We start from the raw sequence: 19,019 nt of genomic DNA on the forward strand, positions 1-19,019 counted from the left end.
TTGCGACAGCAATCATGCAGTTGGTCATGAAGACCCGGGGAACGAGACGCACAGCGTCTCACTGAAATGGATGTAATATGGATGCGCTGCTCTTCCCGCTACTGCTGTTAATTGCTGTGGTTATTCTGGCAGGTTTCCTTAAAAACCTGAAAGGCACTGGTTCACCTGCTAAAGATGACAGCTCAGCATTAAGCTATCGAAAAAAAGGCCCGCTATTCACCCCTGCGGAACGCTCCTTCTACGGCGTACTGCTACAAGCCATAGACAGTGACACCTACCAGTTGTTCGGCAAAGTACGGGTCGCTGACCTACTGGAACCCCAACCCAGCCGCAACCGCAGCCAGTGGCAAAAAGCCTTTAACGCGATATCTGCCAAACACTTCGACTTCGTTATCTGCAAAACCGACGACCTGACCCCCGTCGCCGCAATCGAACTCGACGATAAAACCCACAACCAGAAACACCGCCAAAAACGCGACGAACTCCTGAAAACCATCTGCAAACAAACAAACTTCCCACTCCTGCGAGTCCCCGCGCAATACGCTTATAAAACGGAAGTGTTGAAGATGATGTTGGCTAAAGAACTAGGCGGCGGTGTAGAGACGAAACAAGATGATGCTGGACTAAAAGCAGAAGGAGAGTTGGCGTGACTAGTTTTATACTGACCCCATTTATCCAATTGGTGTGTCTATTTTTAAAATTCCCCATTTGTTTTGAAATTATCACACTTTTACCGGTGTAAATCTTTTATTAAATATAGGGTTTTATATGTCTCTAATAATAGTTCATTTAAGTGATATCCATATTAAAACGGATAAAGATGGGATATTAAGCAAAGTAGAAAGCCTTGCAGATGTGGTAAGAAGCTATCAGAATAAAAAAGATTCTTGTGCGATTGTTGTTTCAGGTGATATTGCATTTAGTGGAAATAAGAGTCAATATTTGTTGGCTGCATCCTTTTTTAATGGAGTTATTGATAGAACTAAAGGCTGTTTTAGTCGAGATGTGTCTTTTGTTTTCGCCCCTGGAAATCATGATTGTGATTTTTCAGATAATCCTGTTCGAGATGTTTTGATAGATAGTTTAAAGAGCCTAGAACCAGAGTCAAATGTTAAGAGCGCAATAATTGATCAGTGTATTGCTGTGCAAGATGAATACTTTAATTTTCGAGATGCTTTTCGTGATGGTTTAGTGGAAGAAAATAAGCTGTGGTCAAAATATATCTTCAATTTTGAAGGAAAGTCAGTTTGTTTTGAATCGTTAAACTTTTCATGGTCGTCTCAAATTAGTGAACAGCAGGGAGGGTTGATATATCCGCCTTCTTTGTTTAATGGTAAGGCTGAAGAGAGTTTTGATTTGCGAATCTTTGTTTTTCATCATCCGCTTAATTGGTTTAAGCAGGGACAGTACCAAAGTTTGAGGTCTAAAGTTAGAAATTTAAGCGATATAACTTTGAGTGGTCATGAACATGTTGATAGTGTTTCTTCAACAGATGATGCGAGAGAAGGCACATCAGTATTAATTGAAGGTTGCTGTTTTCAAGAGACGGGGGATTCTAGCTTTTCTGAATTTGGAGTATTGAGTATTGATTTAAATGAATACGTTTTTTCATATGAAAAATATAGTTTTCATGATGAGAAGTATGTGAAAGTTGATACTAATTTGGCGAGGAAAATTTTTTCTAAAACCTCTGTTAATAATTCTAATAAAATTAAATTGAAAGATGAATTTATAGTTTGGCTAACTGATCCAGGAGCTAACTTCTCACATCCTTATAAAAATAAATTATTATTGTCTGATATTTTTGTATATCCGGATATTGAAGAGTTTTCTACCTCGATAGAAAGTGAAGGCTATTTTAAATCTTCCGTATTGTTGAATTATATCGAAGAGGAGGAAAAGGTTTTTATTAAGGGGTGTGAGAAAAGTGGTAAAACTTCTTTAGTTAAGTCGCTGTATTTTTTGTTTTACGAAAATGGCTATTATCCATTATTTATTGATGCAAGCAAAATAAATAGAGTGGCATCAAAAGACCTGGGGAAACTTTATGATGAAGTTATATCTGATCAGTATGGAATCGATTCTTCACAGGAGTATAAATCTCTTTCTAGAGAAAGTAGAGTAGTATTTATTGATGGGTTTGATAAAGCGAGGGTGTCAGATCGATATCAAATAAAAGTGCTTGAATATTTTTCTGATTTATTTGATAAGATCATAGTTACTGCAGATGATTTGATGGATGTGGGAGAAATTTTAATATCTGAGAGTACTGAGGTTTTGTCAGATTTTAAGCACTATAAAATTCGTCACTTTGGTAATAAATTAAGGTATGAGTTAATAAAGAAATGGAGATCTTTAGGTGATGACTATAATTTAAGTCAAAAGGAATTGTTGGTAAGAGTTGATTCTGCTGAAAAAACTCTTAATTCGGTTATTGGTAAGAATTTAGTTCCAAAAATCCCAATTTATATACTGACAATACTTCAAAGTTTAGAAAGTGGAAATAAATCAGATTTTCATAATGGAGGTCTGGGACACTATTATCATTACTTAATAACTGAGGCCCTTGGGAAAGTAAAAGTCTCTTTGGAAGAACTTGATGAGTTTTTTGGATATTTAGGCCAGTTGTCTTGGTTCTTCTATAGTCACCCTACTCCAGATTATGTTGCTCGAAGTGATATTGAAAAGTTCACAGATGTTTATTCAGAAGAATATACAAAGATTTCATGTGATGAACGAATTAGAATTTTGGTTGACGCTAGAGTTCTTATAGAAAATGGCGGCGGGCTCTCATTTTGTTATCCATATATATATTATTACTTTTTGGGGCAGTATATAGCTCAAAACATAGTGGGTAATGAAGAAATTCAAGGTGTTGTTTCAAAATGTTGCAACCACCTTTACATGAAAGAGTATTCTAATATAATTTTATTTACAATACATCATACTAAAGATAGAGATCTTGTATCTGATATAATTTCAAATCTTAAAAATATATTTGATGAACACTTACCAATTTCCTTTGATGGTGATACGGAATCTATTAGTAAATTTGTTGGTGATACTGCTTCAATGGTATATCAAGAATTAAATCCTGATGATGTTAGAATGGAAAAAAGTGAGTTTAAAGATAAGATAGAAGATAAACTTGATACTCTTGATGTTAAAGAGAGGGAATGTGAGAATGAATTAGATATTTTATCAAAAATGAATAAGATGTTTAAAATTATTGATATTCTAGGGCAGATGCTTAAAAGCTATTATGGGACTATTAGAAACTCTGATAAAAAAGATTATATGTTTGAAATTTTTAATGCGCCGCTGCGTGCTTTAAGAGATTTTTATCTATTTTTGGAAACAAATAACGATACCTTGGTTATAGAGATAGAAGAATATTTAAGGTCCAAAAATGGAGATTTGGATCCTGCTGAACGAAAAAAATTGGCTGAGATGTTTTCTTATGAAATTGTTGGGATGGTTACGACCTCATTCATAATGAAGCCCGCTGCGTCAGTTGCTTCTACAAATCTTAGATCTGTTATTCATGATGTTATTGATGAAAACTCGACCACAGCGTTTAAATTGATAAAAGTGGCGTCTGATTTAGAGTTACCTGGGTTAATTCCATTCGATCAAATATCAGATTTATCAAAAAGCACAAATGGTGATATGTTTGCGAGAAGAGTTTTGCAAACAATTGTTTTGAATCATTTGTATTTGTTTAAGGTTTCTGAGCCGGATAAGCAGAGAGTTTGCTCTATTCTTGATATTGAAATTAAGAAGCAGAGGCAGATTGAGTTTAATAATAAAGGTTCTAAAATAAAGTGATATCTGTAATTTAAATGTTGATTTTATTTGGTTGGATAGTAAAAAAAGTTTGATAATAAATTCTGATTGAGCTTGAATAAATACAAAAAGCCCAGCATCACTGCTCGGCTTTTTGCTTTTTCTAGCTACTAGCAAGCGGCGGAGCCGCGTCTAGCGAGTCGCGGAGCGACGTTCTAGCTACTTAAAATAGAATCCTCAGAGGGATTCTATTTTTCCATACTGCTCACTCAACTGCCCCAGCGAAGCCTTATACTCCGCCAGCTTCTCCCGCTCTTTAGCAACAACCGCCTCCGGCGCATTAGCCACAAACTTGTCGTTGCTCAGTTTACCTGCCAGACGTCCGGCTTCTTTCTCCAGCTTGTCCATCTCTTTCTTCAGACGGGCCAGTTCGGCGTCTTTGTCGATCAGGCCAGCCATCGGTACCAGGACCTGCATATCGCCAACCAGCTGTACCGCTGACATCGGTTCTTCATCGCCCGGGTTGAGCCAGGTGACGGAAGCCAGTGAGGCGAGTTTGGCGAGGAAGGCTTTGTTGGCTTCGAGACGGGTTTTATCGTCGGCGCTGCCGTTTTTGATCAGGATATCCAACCCTTTGGCGGGTGAGATGCCCATCTCGCCACGGATGTTACGGACGCCGGTGATAACGCCTTTCAGCCAGTTGATATCGGCTTCAGCGGCGGCATCATGTTTCGCTTCATTGGCAACCGGGTAGGGTTGCAGCATGATGGTCTCACCGTCGACACCGGCCACTCCTTTAATGGACTGCCAGATCTCTTCGGTGATGTATGGCATGATCGGGTGGGTCAGGCGCAGGATCACTTCCAGTACCCGTACCAGGGTGCGGCGGGTGCCACGCTTGGCTTCCGCTGAGGCGTTGTCATCCCACAATACCGGTTTGGACAGTTCCAGATACCAGCCACAGTATTCGTTCCAGATGAAGTCATACAGGGTCTGGGACGCCAGATCGAAACGGTATTCGTCCAGGTGTTTGGTCACTTCGGCTTCGACTTTCTGCAGCTCGCTGGCGATCCAGCGATCGGCCAGAGATAGCTCGATTTCACTATCTGATGCGAGTTGACCGCAGTCTTCACCCTCGGTGTTCATCTGCACATAACGGGCAGCGTTCCAGAGTTTGTTACAGAAGTTGCGGTAACCTTCCAGACGCTTCACATCCCAGTTGATGTCGCGGCCGGTGGAGGCCAGCGCCGCCAGGGTGAATCGCATCGCATCGGTACCGTGGGCCGCGATTCCCTCAGGAAACTGCTTTTCGGTCCGCTTGGCGATCTTCTCCGCCAGTTGTGGCTGCATCATATTACCGGTACGTTTCTCCAGCAGTTCTGGCAGGCTGATACCGTCGATCATATCCAGCGGATCAAGCACGTTACCCTTGGACTTGGACATCTTGTCGCCGTTTTCATCCCGGATCAGACCGGTGACATAAACGGTTTTGAACGGTACCTGGGGCTTGTCGTTTTCATCTTTGATCAGATGCATGGTCATCATCATCATCCGGGCAACCCAGAAGAAGATGATATCGAAGCCGGTCACCAGCACATCGGTGGGGTGGAACGTCTGCAGACGCTCGGTATTTTCCGGCCAGCCCAGGGTGCCGAAGGTCCACAGACCGGAGCTGAACCAGGTGTCCAGTACGTCATCGTCCTGACGCAGCTCTGTTTCCAGATCCAGGCCATATTTTTCCCGTGCAGCATCGGCATCTTTGGCGACGTAGACATTGCCTTCGTTATCGTAGAATGCCGGAATCCGGTGGCCCCACCACAGCTGACGGGAGATACACCAGTCCTGAATATCCCGCATCCAGGCGAAGAACATGTTTTCGTACTGCTTCGGTACAAACTTGATATCACCGTTTTCAACCGCTTCAACGGCAGGGCCGGAGAGGGTCTTGGCATCGGCAAACCACTGGTCGGTGAGCATCGGTTCGATCACCACACCGCCACGGTCACCGTAGGGGATGGTCATTGCGTTTTCTTCGATCTTCACCAGCAGACCGGCGGCTTCCATATCGGCAACGATCTCGCGACGGGCGGCGAAACGCTCCATGCCACGGTATTTTTCCGGCAGGGTTTTGTCGATCTCGTGGTTTTCGCTGCCATCGGTATTGAAGGTCTCGGCCTCATCACGGATATCGCCGTTGAGGGTAAGGATGTTGATCATCGGCAGCTTGCAGCGCTTGCCTACTTCATTATCGTTGAAGTCGTGGGCCGGGGTGATCTTCACACAACCGGAACCTTTCTCCATATCGGCGTGTTCATCGCCGACAATGGGGATGCGACGGTTAACCAGCGGCAGGATGATCTCTTTGCCGATCAGGTCTTTAAAGCGCTCATCATCCGGGTTAACGGCGACACCGGTATCACCCAGCATGGTTTCCGGACGGGTGGTACCCACCACCAGATAGTCATCACCGGCAGCGGTTTTAACACCATCCGCCAGCGGGTAACGCAGATACCACATCTTACCTTTCACTTCGCGGTTCTCCACTTCCAGATCGGAGATCGCGGTGTGCAGTTTCGGGTCCCAGTTGACCAGACGTTTGCCACGGTAGATCAGGCCTTCGTCATACAGGCGGATAAACACTTCCTGCACGGCGTTGTAGAAGCCGGAGTCCATGGTGAAACGTTCGCTTGGCCAGTCAACGGAGTCACCCAGACGGCGCATCTGGTTGGTGATCATGCCACCGGATTCCGCTTTCCACTCCCAGATCTTTTCGATAAAGGCATCGCGGCCGAGATCGTGGCGGGTTTTCTGCTCTTCGGCGGCCAGCTTACGTTCAACCACCATCTGGGTGGCGATACCGGCGTGGTCAGTACCGACCTGCCACAGTGTGTTCTTACCCTTCATCCGCTGATAACGGATCAGCGCATCCATGATGGTGTGCTGGAAAGCATGACCCATATGCAGACTGCCGGTGACATTCGGCGGCGGGATCATAATGCTGTAGGCCTCGCCTTCACCGGAGGGGGCAAAGTAACCTTTCTCTTCCCAGGTTTTGTACCAGGATTTCTCGATCTCGTGCGGCTGGTAAGTGGTATCCATTAAATGACCGTGCTCTCAAGGCTTGAATTAGTGCAAAAAAATAGTCGCATATTATAGCGCCGGGGGGCTTAAGTAGCTAGAACGGAAACTTCGTTTCCTGCTAGGAGTTAGGTACTTGCAAAAAACGCGAGAGTGGCTAGAACGGAAACTTCGTTTCCTGCTAGTGGTTAGACGCGACTGCGTCGCTTGCTAGGAAGAGCTAAGATTAAAAGCTTCTGGTGAATTGGCCGGGTATGGGTTTTATCTTTTTCTAGCAAGCGCAGCGTTCTAGCGACTAGCAGTCGCGCAGCGACGTTCTAAGGATCGGCCGCTAGACGTGCTTCGCACTTGCTAGAGGCTCGCACAAAACGCGAGAGTAGCTAGAACGGAAACGTTGTTTCCTGCTAGGAGTTAGACGCGACTGCGTCGCTTGCTAGGAAAAGCTAAGATTAAAAGCTTCTGGTGAATTGGCCGGGTGTGGGTTTTATCTTTTTCTAGCAAGCGCAGCGTTCTAGCGACTAGCAGTCGCGCAGCGACGTTCTAGCCACTTAATTACCGAATGGGATTCCCATTGTGAACTGCGTGTTTTTTTGAACTAGACTCATTGCCAGAAACAACAAAAGGAATTGTTATGAGTTATGAAGACCTGGATGTATGGAAGCGTGCTTGTCGATTGAGTTGTGAGGTGTATACCGTTCTTTCCCGCTGCCGGGATTTTGGTTTCAGGGATCAGATAACCCGCAGTAGTTTGTCGATACCCAGTAATATCGCTGAGGGGTTTGAGCGGGGATCACTCAAGGAGAAGCGGCAATTTCTCTACTATGCCAAGGGTTCGCTCGCTGAGCTGAAAACCCAGGTTTATATCGGTCAGCGAATTGGTTACATCCATACGGAGCGAGGCTGTGACTGGCGAAAGGAGCTGGATGAGATTCAGAAAATGCTGGCCACACTGATTAAATCAACGGAGCCCTGAGCGCGGTTGCTTTTTTTAGCTGCTGGCAAACTACGTTATGACGCGCAGAAGCTAGACGTGCTGCGCACTTGCTAGTGGTTAGGTACTCGCAAAAAAACGCGAGAGTGGCTAGAACGGAAACTTCGTTTCCTGCTAGTGGTTAGACGCGACTGCGTCGCTTGCTAGGAAAAGCGAAGATTAAAAGCTTCTGGTGAATTGGCCGGGTGTGGGTTATATCTTTTTCTAGCGTCTAGCTGCTCTGGCGTTTTATGTGAGCTCTGCTTTTTTATCGCCGCGAGGGAGCGCCTCCTACGAACACGTATTACGAGCCATAGCGAGATTTTGCTTTTTCTAGTGACTAGCAAGCGACGAAGGAGCGTCTAACAAGTCGCGCAGCGACGTCTTGCCTCTGCTTGTTAAATCGCTGCAGGATGCAGCTCCTACATAAGAGTTTTAAAACCGCAGTGAGTGTTGTTGCTTTTTCTAGCGACTAGCAAGCGACGAAGGAGCGTCTAACAAGTCACGCAGTGACGTCTAGCTACTGCTCTTACGCATATCATGCATCTTCGGTGTGATGCCGTTGTTTTTGTAGAGGGCGAAGTTTTTCCGGGTGGCGGCGAGGATGTCGGGTTGCTGAATAACGATCTCGAGGATGCGGTCGAATTTCAGGGTTTCTTCTGAGGCATCCAGCGCCAGGTTGATGTAGACATCGCGGTGTTGCGGTAGCTGATCGCCCCAGCCGATCTGCACCGGGGCGTCGGGTTTGCTGTTGAGCAGGCCGTGGGGGATGAAGGCGTCGGCGCGATAATCCCACAATAGCTGATCCAGACGTTCCGCCTCGGTTTCACCGGCGACGTGGATATAGGCGTTGAGGCCGTGGCCCAGCACTTTATCCGCCAGACGGCAGAGAAAGGCGGTGCGACTCTCCGGGTCGGCATCCGGCAAAACATAGAAATCAGCCTGGCTCATATTAACTATCCCGCTTGAATCGTTGAACAACGATGAATTCGCTGGATTAGCGGCGCAGGCAGCGCTGAAATCATTGAAAGCCGCTGCCGTTTTGCAAGGGCTTTGCAGACAATGATCAGCACTGCCGTAACCGTTAAACGCTGGATTTATTCGTCGTCAGCCAGATCATCTACCTGTGCAATCAGGTGCTGACACAGCAGTGGTACACAGCGGCCGGTGGCACCTTTCGATTTACCGTTGCTGTTCCAGGCGACGCCGGCGATATCCAGGTGTGCCCAGCGATACTTTTTGGTGAACCGGGACAGGAAGCAGGCCGCAGTGATGGTGCCAGCGGCGGGTCCGCCAATGTTACCCATATCGGCAAAGTTGCTGTCCAGCTGTTCCTGATACTCATCCCAGAGGGGCAGACGCCAGGCTTTATCCGCGGCAAATTCACCGGCGGCCAGCAGATCGTCCGCCAGCAGGTCGTCATTAGAGAGCAGGCCGGTTGCATGGTTACCCAGGGCAACGATACAGGCACCGGTCAGGGTGGCGATATCGACGACGGTTTCCGGTTCAAAACGTTCGGCGTAGGTGAGCGCATCACACAGCACCAGTCGTCCTTCGGCATCGGTATTCAGAATTTCAACGGTCTGGCCGGACATGGTGGTGACGATATCACCGGGCTTGGAGGCGTTGCCGGAAGGCATGTTCTCTGCAGCGGCGACAATGCCGACGACATTGAGATCCAGCCCCAGTTGCGTCAGTGCTTCCATGGTGCCGATGACACTGGCCGCGCCGCACATATCAAACTTCATCTCATCCATCTTGGCGCCCGGCTTCAGACTGATGCCGCCGGTGTCGAAGGTGATCCCTTTGCCCACCAGTACGTGAGGCTGTTGATCCGGCTCGCCGCCTTTGTATTCCATCACAATCAGTTTGGATGGCTCAGAGCTGCCTTTGCCGACTGACAACAGGGAGTGCATACCCAGTTTTTCCATCTCATCTTCGTTGAGGATGGTGGTGCTCAGATCTTCACAGCTTGCCGCCAGTGCCAGCGCTTTTTCAGCCAGATAAGAGGGCGTGCAGATGTTGCCTGGCAGGTTGCCCAGTTCGCGGGCGGTGTCGATACCGTTGGCGATAGCTGAACCGTCGCTGATAGAGAACTCCCCCAGTTCGGCATCATCCTGACTCAGCAGGAAGGCGATGCTTTCCAGATTGAGTGGATCAGCTTTTTTGCTCTTGGTAGCGTCATACTGGTACAGCTCTGCGCTGGCCCATTCGGTGTTGTGACGCAGTTGGCGGTAGAGGTCCTGATCGGCACTTTCCAGTCCATCCAGAGCGATCACTGCGGTCTTGCAACGAATCGCTTTGAGGCTGGCCATGATGCTCTTGATGATCTTCAGCTGATTACGGTCGCTGCGCTCATCGGCTTTACCAAGGCCCACCAGTAGCACCCGGCTGGCGCTGATACCGGGAACCTTATGCAGTAGCAGGGTTTCACCCGCCTTGCCGTTGTGATCGCCGAGCACCTCTTTGAGGTAGCCCGCTGATGCCTTGTTGACCAGATCAGCAGAGGGGGCTAGCTCGCCATCAGGGGCAACGCCGACGATTAAACAGTCAGTTTCAAGGGATTCTACTGAACCGGTAACGATTTCAAATTCCATGCTTTCTCCACACAAGACATCGTGCTTGGTTTATAAGATAATGACGCACCGGCGCAACCTGTATCTGTTGCCCGGTTTTTAATTTGATACCCGGATTTTATCCTAATGCCGCAGAAACAAAACCCTGTTTTCGGTATCAGAGAGAATTCTTTACCTGCAATTACACAGGATATGGCAGTTTGATTATCTTTCGCTACCTGGCCAAAGAGGTGTTGATCAGCATGGCCGCAGTCACTCTGGTGCTGCTGTTGATCATTATGAGTGGTCGTTTTATCAGTTATCTGAGTATCGCTGCGGCCGGTGAGATACCGATGGAAGCGGTATTTTACTACCTTCTGTACCGAATGCCCGGTTTTCTTGAACTGATTTTGCCGCTGGGACTGTTTCTGGGCATTCTGCTGGCCTACGGTCGTCTCTATCTGGAAAGCGAGATGGTGGTGCTGCAGGCCACCGGTATGAGTCAGCGCCGTTTGACCATGTATACCCTGGGGCCGGCGCTGTTTACCGCTCTGCTGGTATCACTGATGAGTCTCTATCTCTCGCCTGTGGGCGCTAATCAGACCGAGATTATGCTGCAGAAACAGCGCAATATCGGTGAGTTTGATGTGATTACCGAGGGGCGCTTTCAAACCATGCCCAGGGGCAACCGGGTCACCTATATCGAAAATCTGGATAGTCTCAGCGGCACCATGAGGGGGGTGTTTATCTCTGAGAAGGTTAAGGTGGATAACCGGGAGCAGGCGGTGATGGTGGTGGCTGAGAAGGGGCGCAGTTATACCAATCCTGACACCGGCATACGTTACCTGGTGCTGGATAATGGCTATCGTTATGAGGGCAACCCCGGAGAAGCGGACTATCGTCAGATTCAGTTTCAGGAATATGGGATCCGTCTGCCGGATCAGCAACCGATTCAGCAGGTAAATGAACTCTACTCCCTGCCGACCACTAAGCTGTTTGATGGCAGTGCCGCAGAACGGGCGCAACTGCACTGGCGCTTGTCGTTGCCGATGCTGACGCTGATTGTTGCGCTGCTGGCGGTGCCCCTGAGTAAAACCAATCCCCGACAGGGGCGCTATGCCAAGCTGATACCCTCTATTCTGCTCTATATGGCTTATCTGATGTTGCTTACCAATATACGTAAATATATTGAGCGTGACGGGGGAGAGGTGATACTGCTGTGGCTGGTACATCTGCTGTTCTTTGCGCTGGCCATGGGGCTGTTATATGTCGATGGTTCATGGAAAAAACTGCTGGGACGGCGGAGGGCTGATCATGCTGTTTAAGCTGGATCGTTATGTCGGTAAGCAGGTTTTACTCAGCATTATGGTGGTGATGCTGATTGTGGTTGGTCTGGACTTTCTGTTCCAGATTATCGATGAGATGTCGGAGCTCAATGAGGGCTATACGCTGATTATCGCACTGGGGTATTCCGCCCTGAATATGCCCGCCGCGTTTTATGAATATCTGCCGCTGGGATGCCTGGTTGGCTGTCTTCTTGGGCTTGGCGGACTGGCAAACGGGAGTGAGCTGACGGTGATGCGGGCTGCCGGGGTGTCGGTGTGGCGTCTGGTGCGGATGGTATTAAAGCCGGTGATTGTGCTCGCGGTAGTGGCGCTGTTTCTGGGGGAATATGTGGCACCCTATGCCGGCGCACTGGGGGAGAGTATCCGCGCTCAGCACCTTAATCGCGGCACTATCTCCGCCCGTACCGGGGTGTGGCATCGGGAGAATGGCGAGTATATCCATATCAACGTGGTGACCCCTGCCGGCGATATACAGGGCGTTACCCGTTTGGGTCTTGCCCCCGATAGCAGTCTGTCGTTCAGCAGCTATGCCAAATCGGGCCACTACCAAAACGGCGTCTGGGTGTTGAAGGATGTCGCTGAAACCCGCTTTCTGGAAAATAAGGACCAGACTCAGGTCCAGCATTATGACTCTCAGGAATGGAATATCGAACTGAACCCTCAGCGACTGAAGGTGTTGATGGTCAAACCGAAAGAGATGTCCACCAGCGAGCTGTATCAATACAGTCAGTATCTCGGTGATCAGGAACTGGATAATGATCGCTATATGCAGAGCTTCTGGCGCAAAGCGTTTCAGCCGCTGGCCATTATCGGACTGGTACTGGTGGCGGTGTCGTTTATCTTTGGCTCATTGCGCAGTGTGTCCTCAGGACAACGTATCATCACCGGCGTGGTGGTGGGGATGATCTTCAAAATCAGTCAGGATATCCTCGCACCGATGAGCAGTCTCTATAGTATTGACCCGGTCTGGGCTGCGCTGGTGCCGATTATGATCTGTATGATGCTGGGCAGCTGGTTGATTAAACGAGCAGGATAAATTGCGCAGCAATTTATCCTGCTCGTCAGACCGCCGAACAAGTTCGGCTAGCTAGAACGTCACTGCGTGACTTGCTAGTGGTTAGAACGCTTCGCTTGCTAGAAAAAGATAAAGATTAAGAGCTTTCAGGGGCATGGTTGTCAGCTTTTTATGTGTTTTATGTGTTTTATGTGTTTTATGTGTTTTATGTGTTTTGTGTGTTTTGTGTGTTTTGTGTAGGAGCGGCTTCCAGCCGCGATCGGTCATTCGCGGCTGGAAGCCGCTCCTACAAGGAGAGACCTTACAAAGCCACTCCGTGCTATTGCTCTTAATCTTTGCTTTTTCTAGCAAGCAACGCAGTTGCGTCTAACTACTAGCAGGAAGCGAAGCTTCCGTTCTAGCTACTTTCATATTTCGAAGCTACAAACATCCAGTTAACCCCCGAAAAGCGTTCTTACTTCAGTTTTTGGGAAGGAGAACAATCTGCGTTTCTGAGAAGCTGTCATGCCAGGTGGCTTTGTTGGATGAAAACAGCATCCAGAAGAAGCCCAGGCCTAAGCAGGCGAATGAGACGATGGCGGTCATAAAGCGGATCAGCGCCTGGCGCAGGCTGATATGGCGACCATCGAGGGTTTGCACCCGTAGTTTCCACGCTTGCATCCCCAGGGTCTGACCCAGGCGGACCCAGAAGTAGGCGAAGAAAGCGAAGGTCAGCAGGAACAGGACTGATTGAAACAGCGGACCGCTGACCGCTTCACCATGATTTAGTCCGACGGCTGCGAAACCGGTACACATCCAGATGGCAACCACCAGAAAACCGTCATAGATCATGGCTGCGAAACGGCGCATCAGGCTGGGCTGGCGCAGTTCGCCTTCAAGTTCGGGGAAAGGTTTACTCATTGTGATTCTTACAGTCTCTGGCTGAAAATTACTACCGGTCAGGCATGTCGGGATTGATGCTGGCAAGCCGTGACCATCTAACAGCCGCAGACTATACCATCAAAACAGGCCCGGTTGTTACGGCCCGACAATAAAAAAACCGGACACAGGGCCCGGCTTTTCAGTTGTGCGGTGGTGTTATTTGAACGGTGTAACAAACTTCTCTTTGTATTCCGCCGCCAGTGCTTTGGCTTGTTCCAGTTCGCTGTCAGAAAGTTTCATGACGATACGGGACTGGATCGCTGTCGCAGTCTGGTTGCCCAGTTCCAGCGCGTTCTGTAACCAGGCATAGGCGATGATGTTGGTTTGCTGATCAGCCTCTTCACCGTGGTTGTTGGAGTACAGCGCACCGAGGAAGAACATGGCATCCATATGCCCCTGCTCTGCGGCTTTACGGTACCATTTCTCCGCCATGGCGAAGTCCTGCTGAACACCGGTGCCGAAGTTATAGGCCCGTCCCAGGTTGTGCTGAGCGACCACCAGCCCCTGATCAGCGGCCAGTGAATACCATTTGAATGCCTGGGCCGGATCGCGTTTGACACCATAGCCAAACTCATACATCTCGCCGAGGCGGTTCTGAGCGGTGGCATCGCCGGATTCAGCGGCTGGTTCTACGGTTTTCAGTTCAACTTTGTAACCTTTATCTTTGTACGCCCGCAGACTGTTGACACAGGCCAGGTGTCCCTGAGCGCTACAACGGTTATAGAGCTTTACGGCGGCCTGTTCGTCGGCTTCAACGCCCAGACCGAATTCATACATCTGCCCGACAAGATTCATCGCGTCCAGATTGTTGTCATTGATCAGTGGCTTCAGCTCAGTCATGGCAGTGCTGTAGTCCTTGGCTTCAAAGGCTTTCAGGCCTTTTGCCAGACTGGCGGCATATGCGGAGGCTGTGTTGAGAGTCAGTAGCAGCCCGGTCATGGCCAGTAGTAGTTTCTTACTCATCGAGTTACGCCCGTAGTTAAAGATAAAAAATTGGCGCCTATTATAACGGCCTGCTTTCCGAAGTTGATAGGGACAAAACGGATCTTTTTGGCCGGCACTGTTGGCGCAGATCAGTGAAATGCTTAATTAGCAATATCTAATGTTGGGCGTATTCTACACGATACCTGTGCAAAAATCATGACGTTGACCGGGCAGATTCTCTCTCTCGGGATGATCGGTTGGTCAGTCGCTCAGCAGTTCGATCATATAGCCGTCGGGGTCGCGGACAAAGGCCAGGATGGTTGAACCGTGTTTCATCGGTCCCGGCTCTCTGACGATCTGTCCGCCGAGGGATTTTATCTTTTCACAGGCGTCGTAGACATCTTCCACTTCGATGGCGATATGGCCGTAGGCGTTACCCATATCGTAACTGCTGGTTTCCCAGTTGTGGGTCAGCTCCAGTACGGTGTTGTCTGACTCGGGACCATAGCCGAGAAAGGCGAGGGTGAACTTGCCGTCGGGAAAATCTTTGCGACGTAACAGTTTCATATTGAGGATCTCAGTATAGAATGAGATCGATTTCTGCAGATCTGTCACCCTGAGCATGGTATGCAATAGTCGCATTTTGAGGTCTCCTGTTTGTGGCCTGATGGTTGTTCATCGTAAACTATCCATCTGGCAGATCAAATTAATCTATCTATATATTATTGGGGTTCAGACACCCGGCCGGGTGGCGAGCAAGGATATTGTTATGTTTCAAGATATGTCTAAAGTACTGAGTCAGTCTATGGGGCCGTTTAAAGAGTTAGTCAATATTCAGACAAAAATGCTGGAAGAGCTGACCCGGCAGCAGATGGAATGCACTAAAGCTTGTATTGATGCAACGGTGGCGCAGACGCGGCAGATGCAGAACTGTACCTCGGCAGAGGAGTTAATCAGGTCGCAACAGGAGTATGCGGAGCAGCTGGAAGAGATGCTCAGGCAGGCGAACGACAAAAATATGAAGGCGCTGCATGAGGCCCGGGAGTCGGTTGAAAGGCTGGCCGGTGATGCGTTTGATGCGTTTGCTCCAAAACGATAATGTTTCTGGTCTGATTAATTAAGTGAGACATAATGAGTAAGGAAGTGGGGCTTTTTTACGGATCAACAACTGGCAATACGGAAAGCTGTGCCGAACTGATTGCGACGCATGTTGGTCCTGAACGGGTTGATCTGCATGAGCTGGCGACAGACGGACTGGCGGGGCTGGGCAATTATAATTATCTGATTCTGGGGATCCCTACCTGGGACTATGGCGAGCTTCAGGAGGACTGGTCTGATGTCTGGGCGGAGCTGGATGAGGTAGATCTCAACGGCGTCAGATGTGCGCTGTTTGGTCTGGGAGACCAGGTTGGTTATGGCGAATGGTTTGTGGATGCAATGGGTGCACTGCATGACAAACTGGTGAGCCGGGGCGCGCTTATGTGTGGTTACTGGCCGATCTACGGCTATAACTTCGAGGCGTCCAGGGCGTTGAATGAGAGTGAGGATTATTTTGTCGGTCTGGTGCTGGATGAAGACTGTCAGAGTGAGCTGACCGCGGACCGGATCGCGCAGTGGGTGCCCCAGGTGATGACTGCGTTTGAGCTCTGAGAAGCTGGCAAACTTACGGCTTAATAGCCATTGATCCACAGGTGGGCGGTGATGCTGAGCAGATAGCCCAGCGCGATCGCCCAGCTCCACTTCAGATGGGCGTAAAAAGTATAAACCCCTTGTGCCTGCCCCATCAGCGCAATCCCGGCGGCTGAGCCGATGGATAGCAGCGAACCGCCGATGCCGGTTGTCAGAGTCACCAGCAGCCATTGATTGGTGGACATCTCCGGCTGCATAGTCAGCACCGCAAACATCACCGGAATATTATCAATCAGGGCGGAGATCACCCCGATCATGCTGTTTGCAAGGGTCGCTCCCAGGGTGCTGTAGATCAGGTCCGACAGTAACGCCAGATGTCCCAGGGTGGATAAACCGCCCACGCATAACACTACCCCATAGAAAAACATCAGCGTATCCCAGGAGGAACGTTCAACCACCTGAAAGATATCGAAACGACGGATAACATCGGTATGATCGCCTTTCATCTGACTGATATCGGTCAGGTTATCGATATGATGGTTATGAATATGGCCGGTATCCCGGATGTGAGCTTCAAAACGGCTCAGGTAGTAGCCATACAGTTTTAAGATGCCCAGTCCGGTCATCATGCCCAGCACCGAAGGCAGGTTTAGCAGGCTATGGCTGGTGACGGCCAGCATTATGGTGAACATAAACAGCAGCAAAATCGGCAGCGCTCCGCGTTTCATCCGACGTGGCTCGTTGCGGCGTTCCGCTACCGGGTTGCCTTTTTCAATGACAACCGACATCAATACGGCTGGTACCAGCCAACTGACTGCAGAGGGGATAAACAGCGCGAAAAAGCCGCCGAACTCAATCACCCCTTTCTGCCAGACCATCAGCGTGGTGATATCGCCAAAGGGGCTGAATGCCCCGCCAGCATTGGCAGCGACCACCACATTGATACAGCCGACGGCAACAAATCTAATGTTGTGCTGACCCACCGCCATCACTACCGCACCCATCAGCAGGGCGGTCGACAGGTTGTCCGCCACCGGCGAGAGGAAAAATGCCAGGGCTCCGGTTGCCCAGTATATCTGTACCAGCGTCAGTTCGCAGGACACCAGCCAGGCACGCAGGGCGGCAAATACCTGTCTCTCCTCCAGGGTGGTGATAAAGGACATCGCCGCCAGCAGGAAGAAAAACAGCTCAGCATATTCAAGCAGGTTATGCCGGAAGGCGATCGCCGCGGTTTCGCTATCCCCATCCAGGGTATAGGCCAGCCCGATTAGCAGCCAGATCAGACCGGCGGCGACAATTACCGGCTTCGATTTGCGCAGATGAAAAAACTCCTCTCCCAGCACAAACAGATAGCTGATCAGAAAAATGACAACGCAGGCGATACCGATAAATGTATCGGCATGGGGGGGGGCGGTTTCTTCTGCGGCCATCAGGGGCGGAGGAAGTAACGCAAAAAACGTGCAGAAGATGATCAACAGTCGATACATTTTATTATTGGTTATCTCGCAGTTCCCTGGGTTATATCCAATTCTTGCTGATAAAGGGGGGTAAAGTCGAGTTTTTTCAGCCGTTTGGATACACAGCCGCAGGGGAATCGGGTAAAATGTGCTGCTTTTTTAAACGGCTAATTCAGCCAGTCCCGGTACCGATCAGATAGAACGCTGCCAGCGCAGATAGAGAGAGTAAAGCGATTACGATGGAAATCAATCCGATCATCAATAGCCTGAAAGATATAACCGAGCGAACCGAGGTGTTACGTGCTTATCTGGAATACCCGGAGAAGCAGGAGCGCCTGGAAGAGGTCAATCGTGAGCTGGAAGATTCTGCCGTCTGGAGTGAGCCTGAGCGGGCGCAGGCGCTGGGCAAGGAACGGGCGATGCTTGAAGGTGTGGTGCAGACTATCGATGATCTGACCGCTGGTGTCGCTGATGCCCGTGATCTGCTGGACATGGCGGTTGAAGAGGATGATGAGGATACCGTTGAAGAGGTGCGCAGCGAAGTTGCAAATCTCGAGGGGCTGCTGAATCAGCTGGAGTTTCGCCGGATGTTCTCCGGTGAGGCGGATGCTAACAACGCTTTCCTCGATATTCAGGCCGGTTCTGGTGGCACCGAAGCGCAGGACTGGGCTGAGATGATGCTGCGGATGTACCTGCGCTGGGGTGAGGATAAAGGGTTTAAAACCGAACTGCTTGAGTGTTCTGCCGGGGATGTGGCGGGTATCAAATCCGCCACCATCCGTTTTGAGGGTGAATATGCCTTTGGCTGGCTGCGCACTGAAACCGGGGTGCACCGTCTGGTGCGTAAATCACCGTTTGACTCCGGCGGCCGTCGTCATACATCGTTCTCCTCGGTATTTGTTTCTCCTGAGATCGACGATAACGTAGAGATCGAAATCAATCCGGCTGACCTGCGGGTGGATGTATACCGGGCCTCCGGTGCCGGTGGTCAGCACGTTAACCGGACCGAGTCTGCGGTGCGTATTACCCACGGACCTTCCGGCATTGTGGTGCAGAGCCAGAGTCAGCGCTCGCAGCACCAGAACAAAGACACCTGTATGAAGCAGCTGCGGGCCAAACTGTACGAGATGGAGATGCTGAAGCGCTCCGAGGCCGCCCAGGAGCAGGAAGACAATAAAGCGGATATTGGCTGGGGCAGTCAGATCCGTTCCTACGTACTGGATGATCAGCGTATTAAAGATCTGCGCACCGGGGTGCAGAGCAGTAACTGCGATAAGATTCTCGATGGCGATCTGGATCTGTTTATTGAGGCCAGCCTGAAGGCCGGACTTTAAGCTT

General features: G+C 49.5%; 15 protein-coding genes. 8 read left to right on the forward strand and 7 right to left on the reverse strand.

Annotation, left to right across the window (positions count from 1 at the left end; all coding sequences use genetic code 11):
- The first annotated feature begins 77 nt into the window (after positions 1–77).
- Positions 78–650, forward strand: coding sequence for a DUF2726 domain-containing protein (locus BMY09_RS18470; RefSeq protein WP_091361181.1), 573 nt, complete (start codon positions 78–80; stop codon positions 648–650).
- A gap of 118 nt (positions 651–768) precedes the next feature.
- Positions 769–3,828, forward strand: a complete 3,060-nt coding sequence (locus tag BMY09_RS18475) for an anti-phage protein (RefSeq protein WP_091361183.1) — start codon at positions 769–771, stop codon at positions 3,826–3,828.
- 195 nt (positions 3,829–4,023) lie between these two features.
- On the opposite strand, the gene BMY09_RS18480 is transcribed toward BMY09_RS18475, so the two are convergent.
- Positions 4,024–6,885 (reverse strand): valine--tRNA ligase, encoded by a 2,862-nt coding sequence (locus tag BMY09_RS18480; protein ID WP_091361185.1) that lies wholly within the window; start codon positions 6,883–6,885, stop codon positions 4,024–4,026.
- 610 nt (positions 6,886–7,495) lie between these two features.
- On the opposite strand from BMY09_RS18480, the gene BMY09_RS18485 reads away from it, so the two are divergent.
- Positions 7,496–7,837 carry a four helix bundle protein gene (locus tag BMY09_RS18485; RefSeq protein WP_091361187.1) on the forward strand — a complete coding sequence of 114 codons (342 nt, stop codon included), beginning with the start codon at positions 7,496–7,498 and terminating at the stop codon, positions 7,835–7,837.
- A 513-nt stretch (positions 7,838–8,350) separates the two neighbouring features.
- Here the strand turns inward: BMY09_RS18485 and BMY09_RS18490 are convergent.
- Together BMY09_RS18490 and BMY09_RS18495 are read right to left on the reverse strand one after the other, a co-directional pair.
- Positions 8,351–8,785 carry a DNA polymerase III subunit chi gene (locus BMY09_RS18490; protein WP_091361189.1) on the reverse strand — a complete coding sequence of 145 codons (435 nt, stop codon included), beginning with the start codon at positions 8,783–8,785 and terminating at the stop codon, positions 8,351–8,353.
- Between the two features lie 146 nt (positions 8,786–8,931).
- Positions 8,932–10,431: a leucyl aminopeptidase gene (locus BMY09_RS18495; protein ID WP_091361191.1), complete on the reverse strand. Its 1,500-nt coding sequence runs from the start codon at positions 10,429–10,431 to the stop codon at positions 8,932–8,934.
- A gap of 179 nt (positions 10,432–10,610) precedes the next feature.
- On the opposite strand from BMY09_RS18495, the gene lptF reads away from it, so the two are divergent.
- Together lptF and lptG are read left to right on the forward strand one after the other, a co-directional pair.
- Positions 10,611–11,714, forward strand: a complete 1,104-nt coding sequence (gene lptF, locus BMY09_RS18500) for an LPS export ABC transporter permease LptF (protein ID WP_091361193.1) — start codon at positions 10,611–10,613, stop codon at positions 11,712–11,714.
- A complete protein-coding gene (gene lptG, locus BMY09_RS18505; protein ID WP_245756628.1) occupies positions 11,656–12,771 on the forward strand; it encodes an LPS export ABC transporter permease LptG in 1,116 nt (371 codons plus the stop codon). The genes lptF and lptG overlap by 59 nt, the downstream gene beginning before the upstream one ends.
- Positions 12,772–13,209: 438 nt before the next feature.
- Here lptG and BMY09_RS18510 read toward each other — a convergent pair whose 3' ends face one another.
- The 3 genes from BMY09_RS18510 to gloA all read right to left on the reverse strand — a co-directional run bounded on the left by BMY09_RS18510 (position 13,210) and on the right by gloA (position 15,237).
- Complete coding sequence (locus BMY09_RS18510; RefSeq protein ID WP_091361195.1) at positions 13,210–13,650, reverse strand: RDD family protein; 441 nt, start codon at positions 13,648–13,650, stop codon at positions 13,210–13,212.
- Positions 13,651–13,827: 177 nt separating this feature from the next.
- Positions 13,828–14,634: a tetratricopeptide repeat protein gene (locus BMY09_RS18515; RefSeq protein ID WP_091361197.1), complete on the reverse strand. Its 807-nt coding sequence runs from the start codon at positions 14,632–14,634 to the stop codon at positions 13,828–13,830.
- Positions 14,635–14,856: 222 nt separating this feature from the next.
- Positions 14,857–15,237 (reverse strand): lactoylglutathione lyase, encoded by a 381-nt coding sequence (gene gloA / locus BMY09_RS18520; protein WP_091361199.1) that lies wholly within the window; start codon positions 15,235–15,237, stop codon positions 14,857–14,859.
- 127 nt (positions 15,238–15,364) lie between these two features.
- On the opposite strand from gloA, the gene BMY09_RS18525 reads away from it, so the two are divergent.
- Both BMY09_RS18525 and fldB read left to right on the forward strand, forming a co-directional pair.
- A complete protein-coding gene (locus BMY09_RS18525) occupies positions 15,365–15,694 on the forward strand; it encodes a phasin family protein (RefSeq protein WP_091361302.1) in 330 nt (109 codons plus the stop codon).
- 32 nt (positions 15,695–15,726) lie between these two features.
- Entirely contained in the window at positions 15,727–16,245 is a 519-nt protein-coding gene (gene fldB / locus BMY09_RS18530) for a flavodoxin FldB (protein WP_091361201.1), read from the forward strand.
- 20 nt (positions 16,246–16,265) lie between these two features.
- Here fldB and nhaD read toward each other — a convergent pair whose 3' ends face one another.
- Entirely contained in the window at positions 16,266–17,711 is a 1,446-nt protein-coding gene (gene nhaD, locus BMY09_RS18535; RefSeq protein ID WP_091361202.1) for a sodium:proton antiporter NhaD, read from the reverse strand.
- Positions 17,712–17,920: 209 nt separating this feature from the next.
- On the opposite strand from nhaD, the gene prfB reads away from it, so the two are divergent.
- Positions 17,921–19,015, forward strand: coding sequence for a peptide chain release factor 2 (gene prfB / locus BMY09_RS18540; RefSeq protein ID WP_091361204.1), 1,095 nt, complete (start codon positions 17,921–17,923; stop codon positions 19,013–19,015).
- Positions 19,016–19,019: the final 4 nt, after the last annotated feature.

Source organism: Amphritea atlantica, assembly GCF_900111095.1.
Classification (GTDB): domain Bacteria; phylum Pseudomonadota; class Gammaproteobacteria; order Pseudomonadales; family Balneatricaceae; genus Amphritea; species Amphritea atlantica.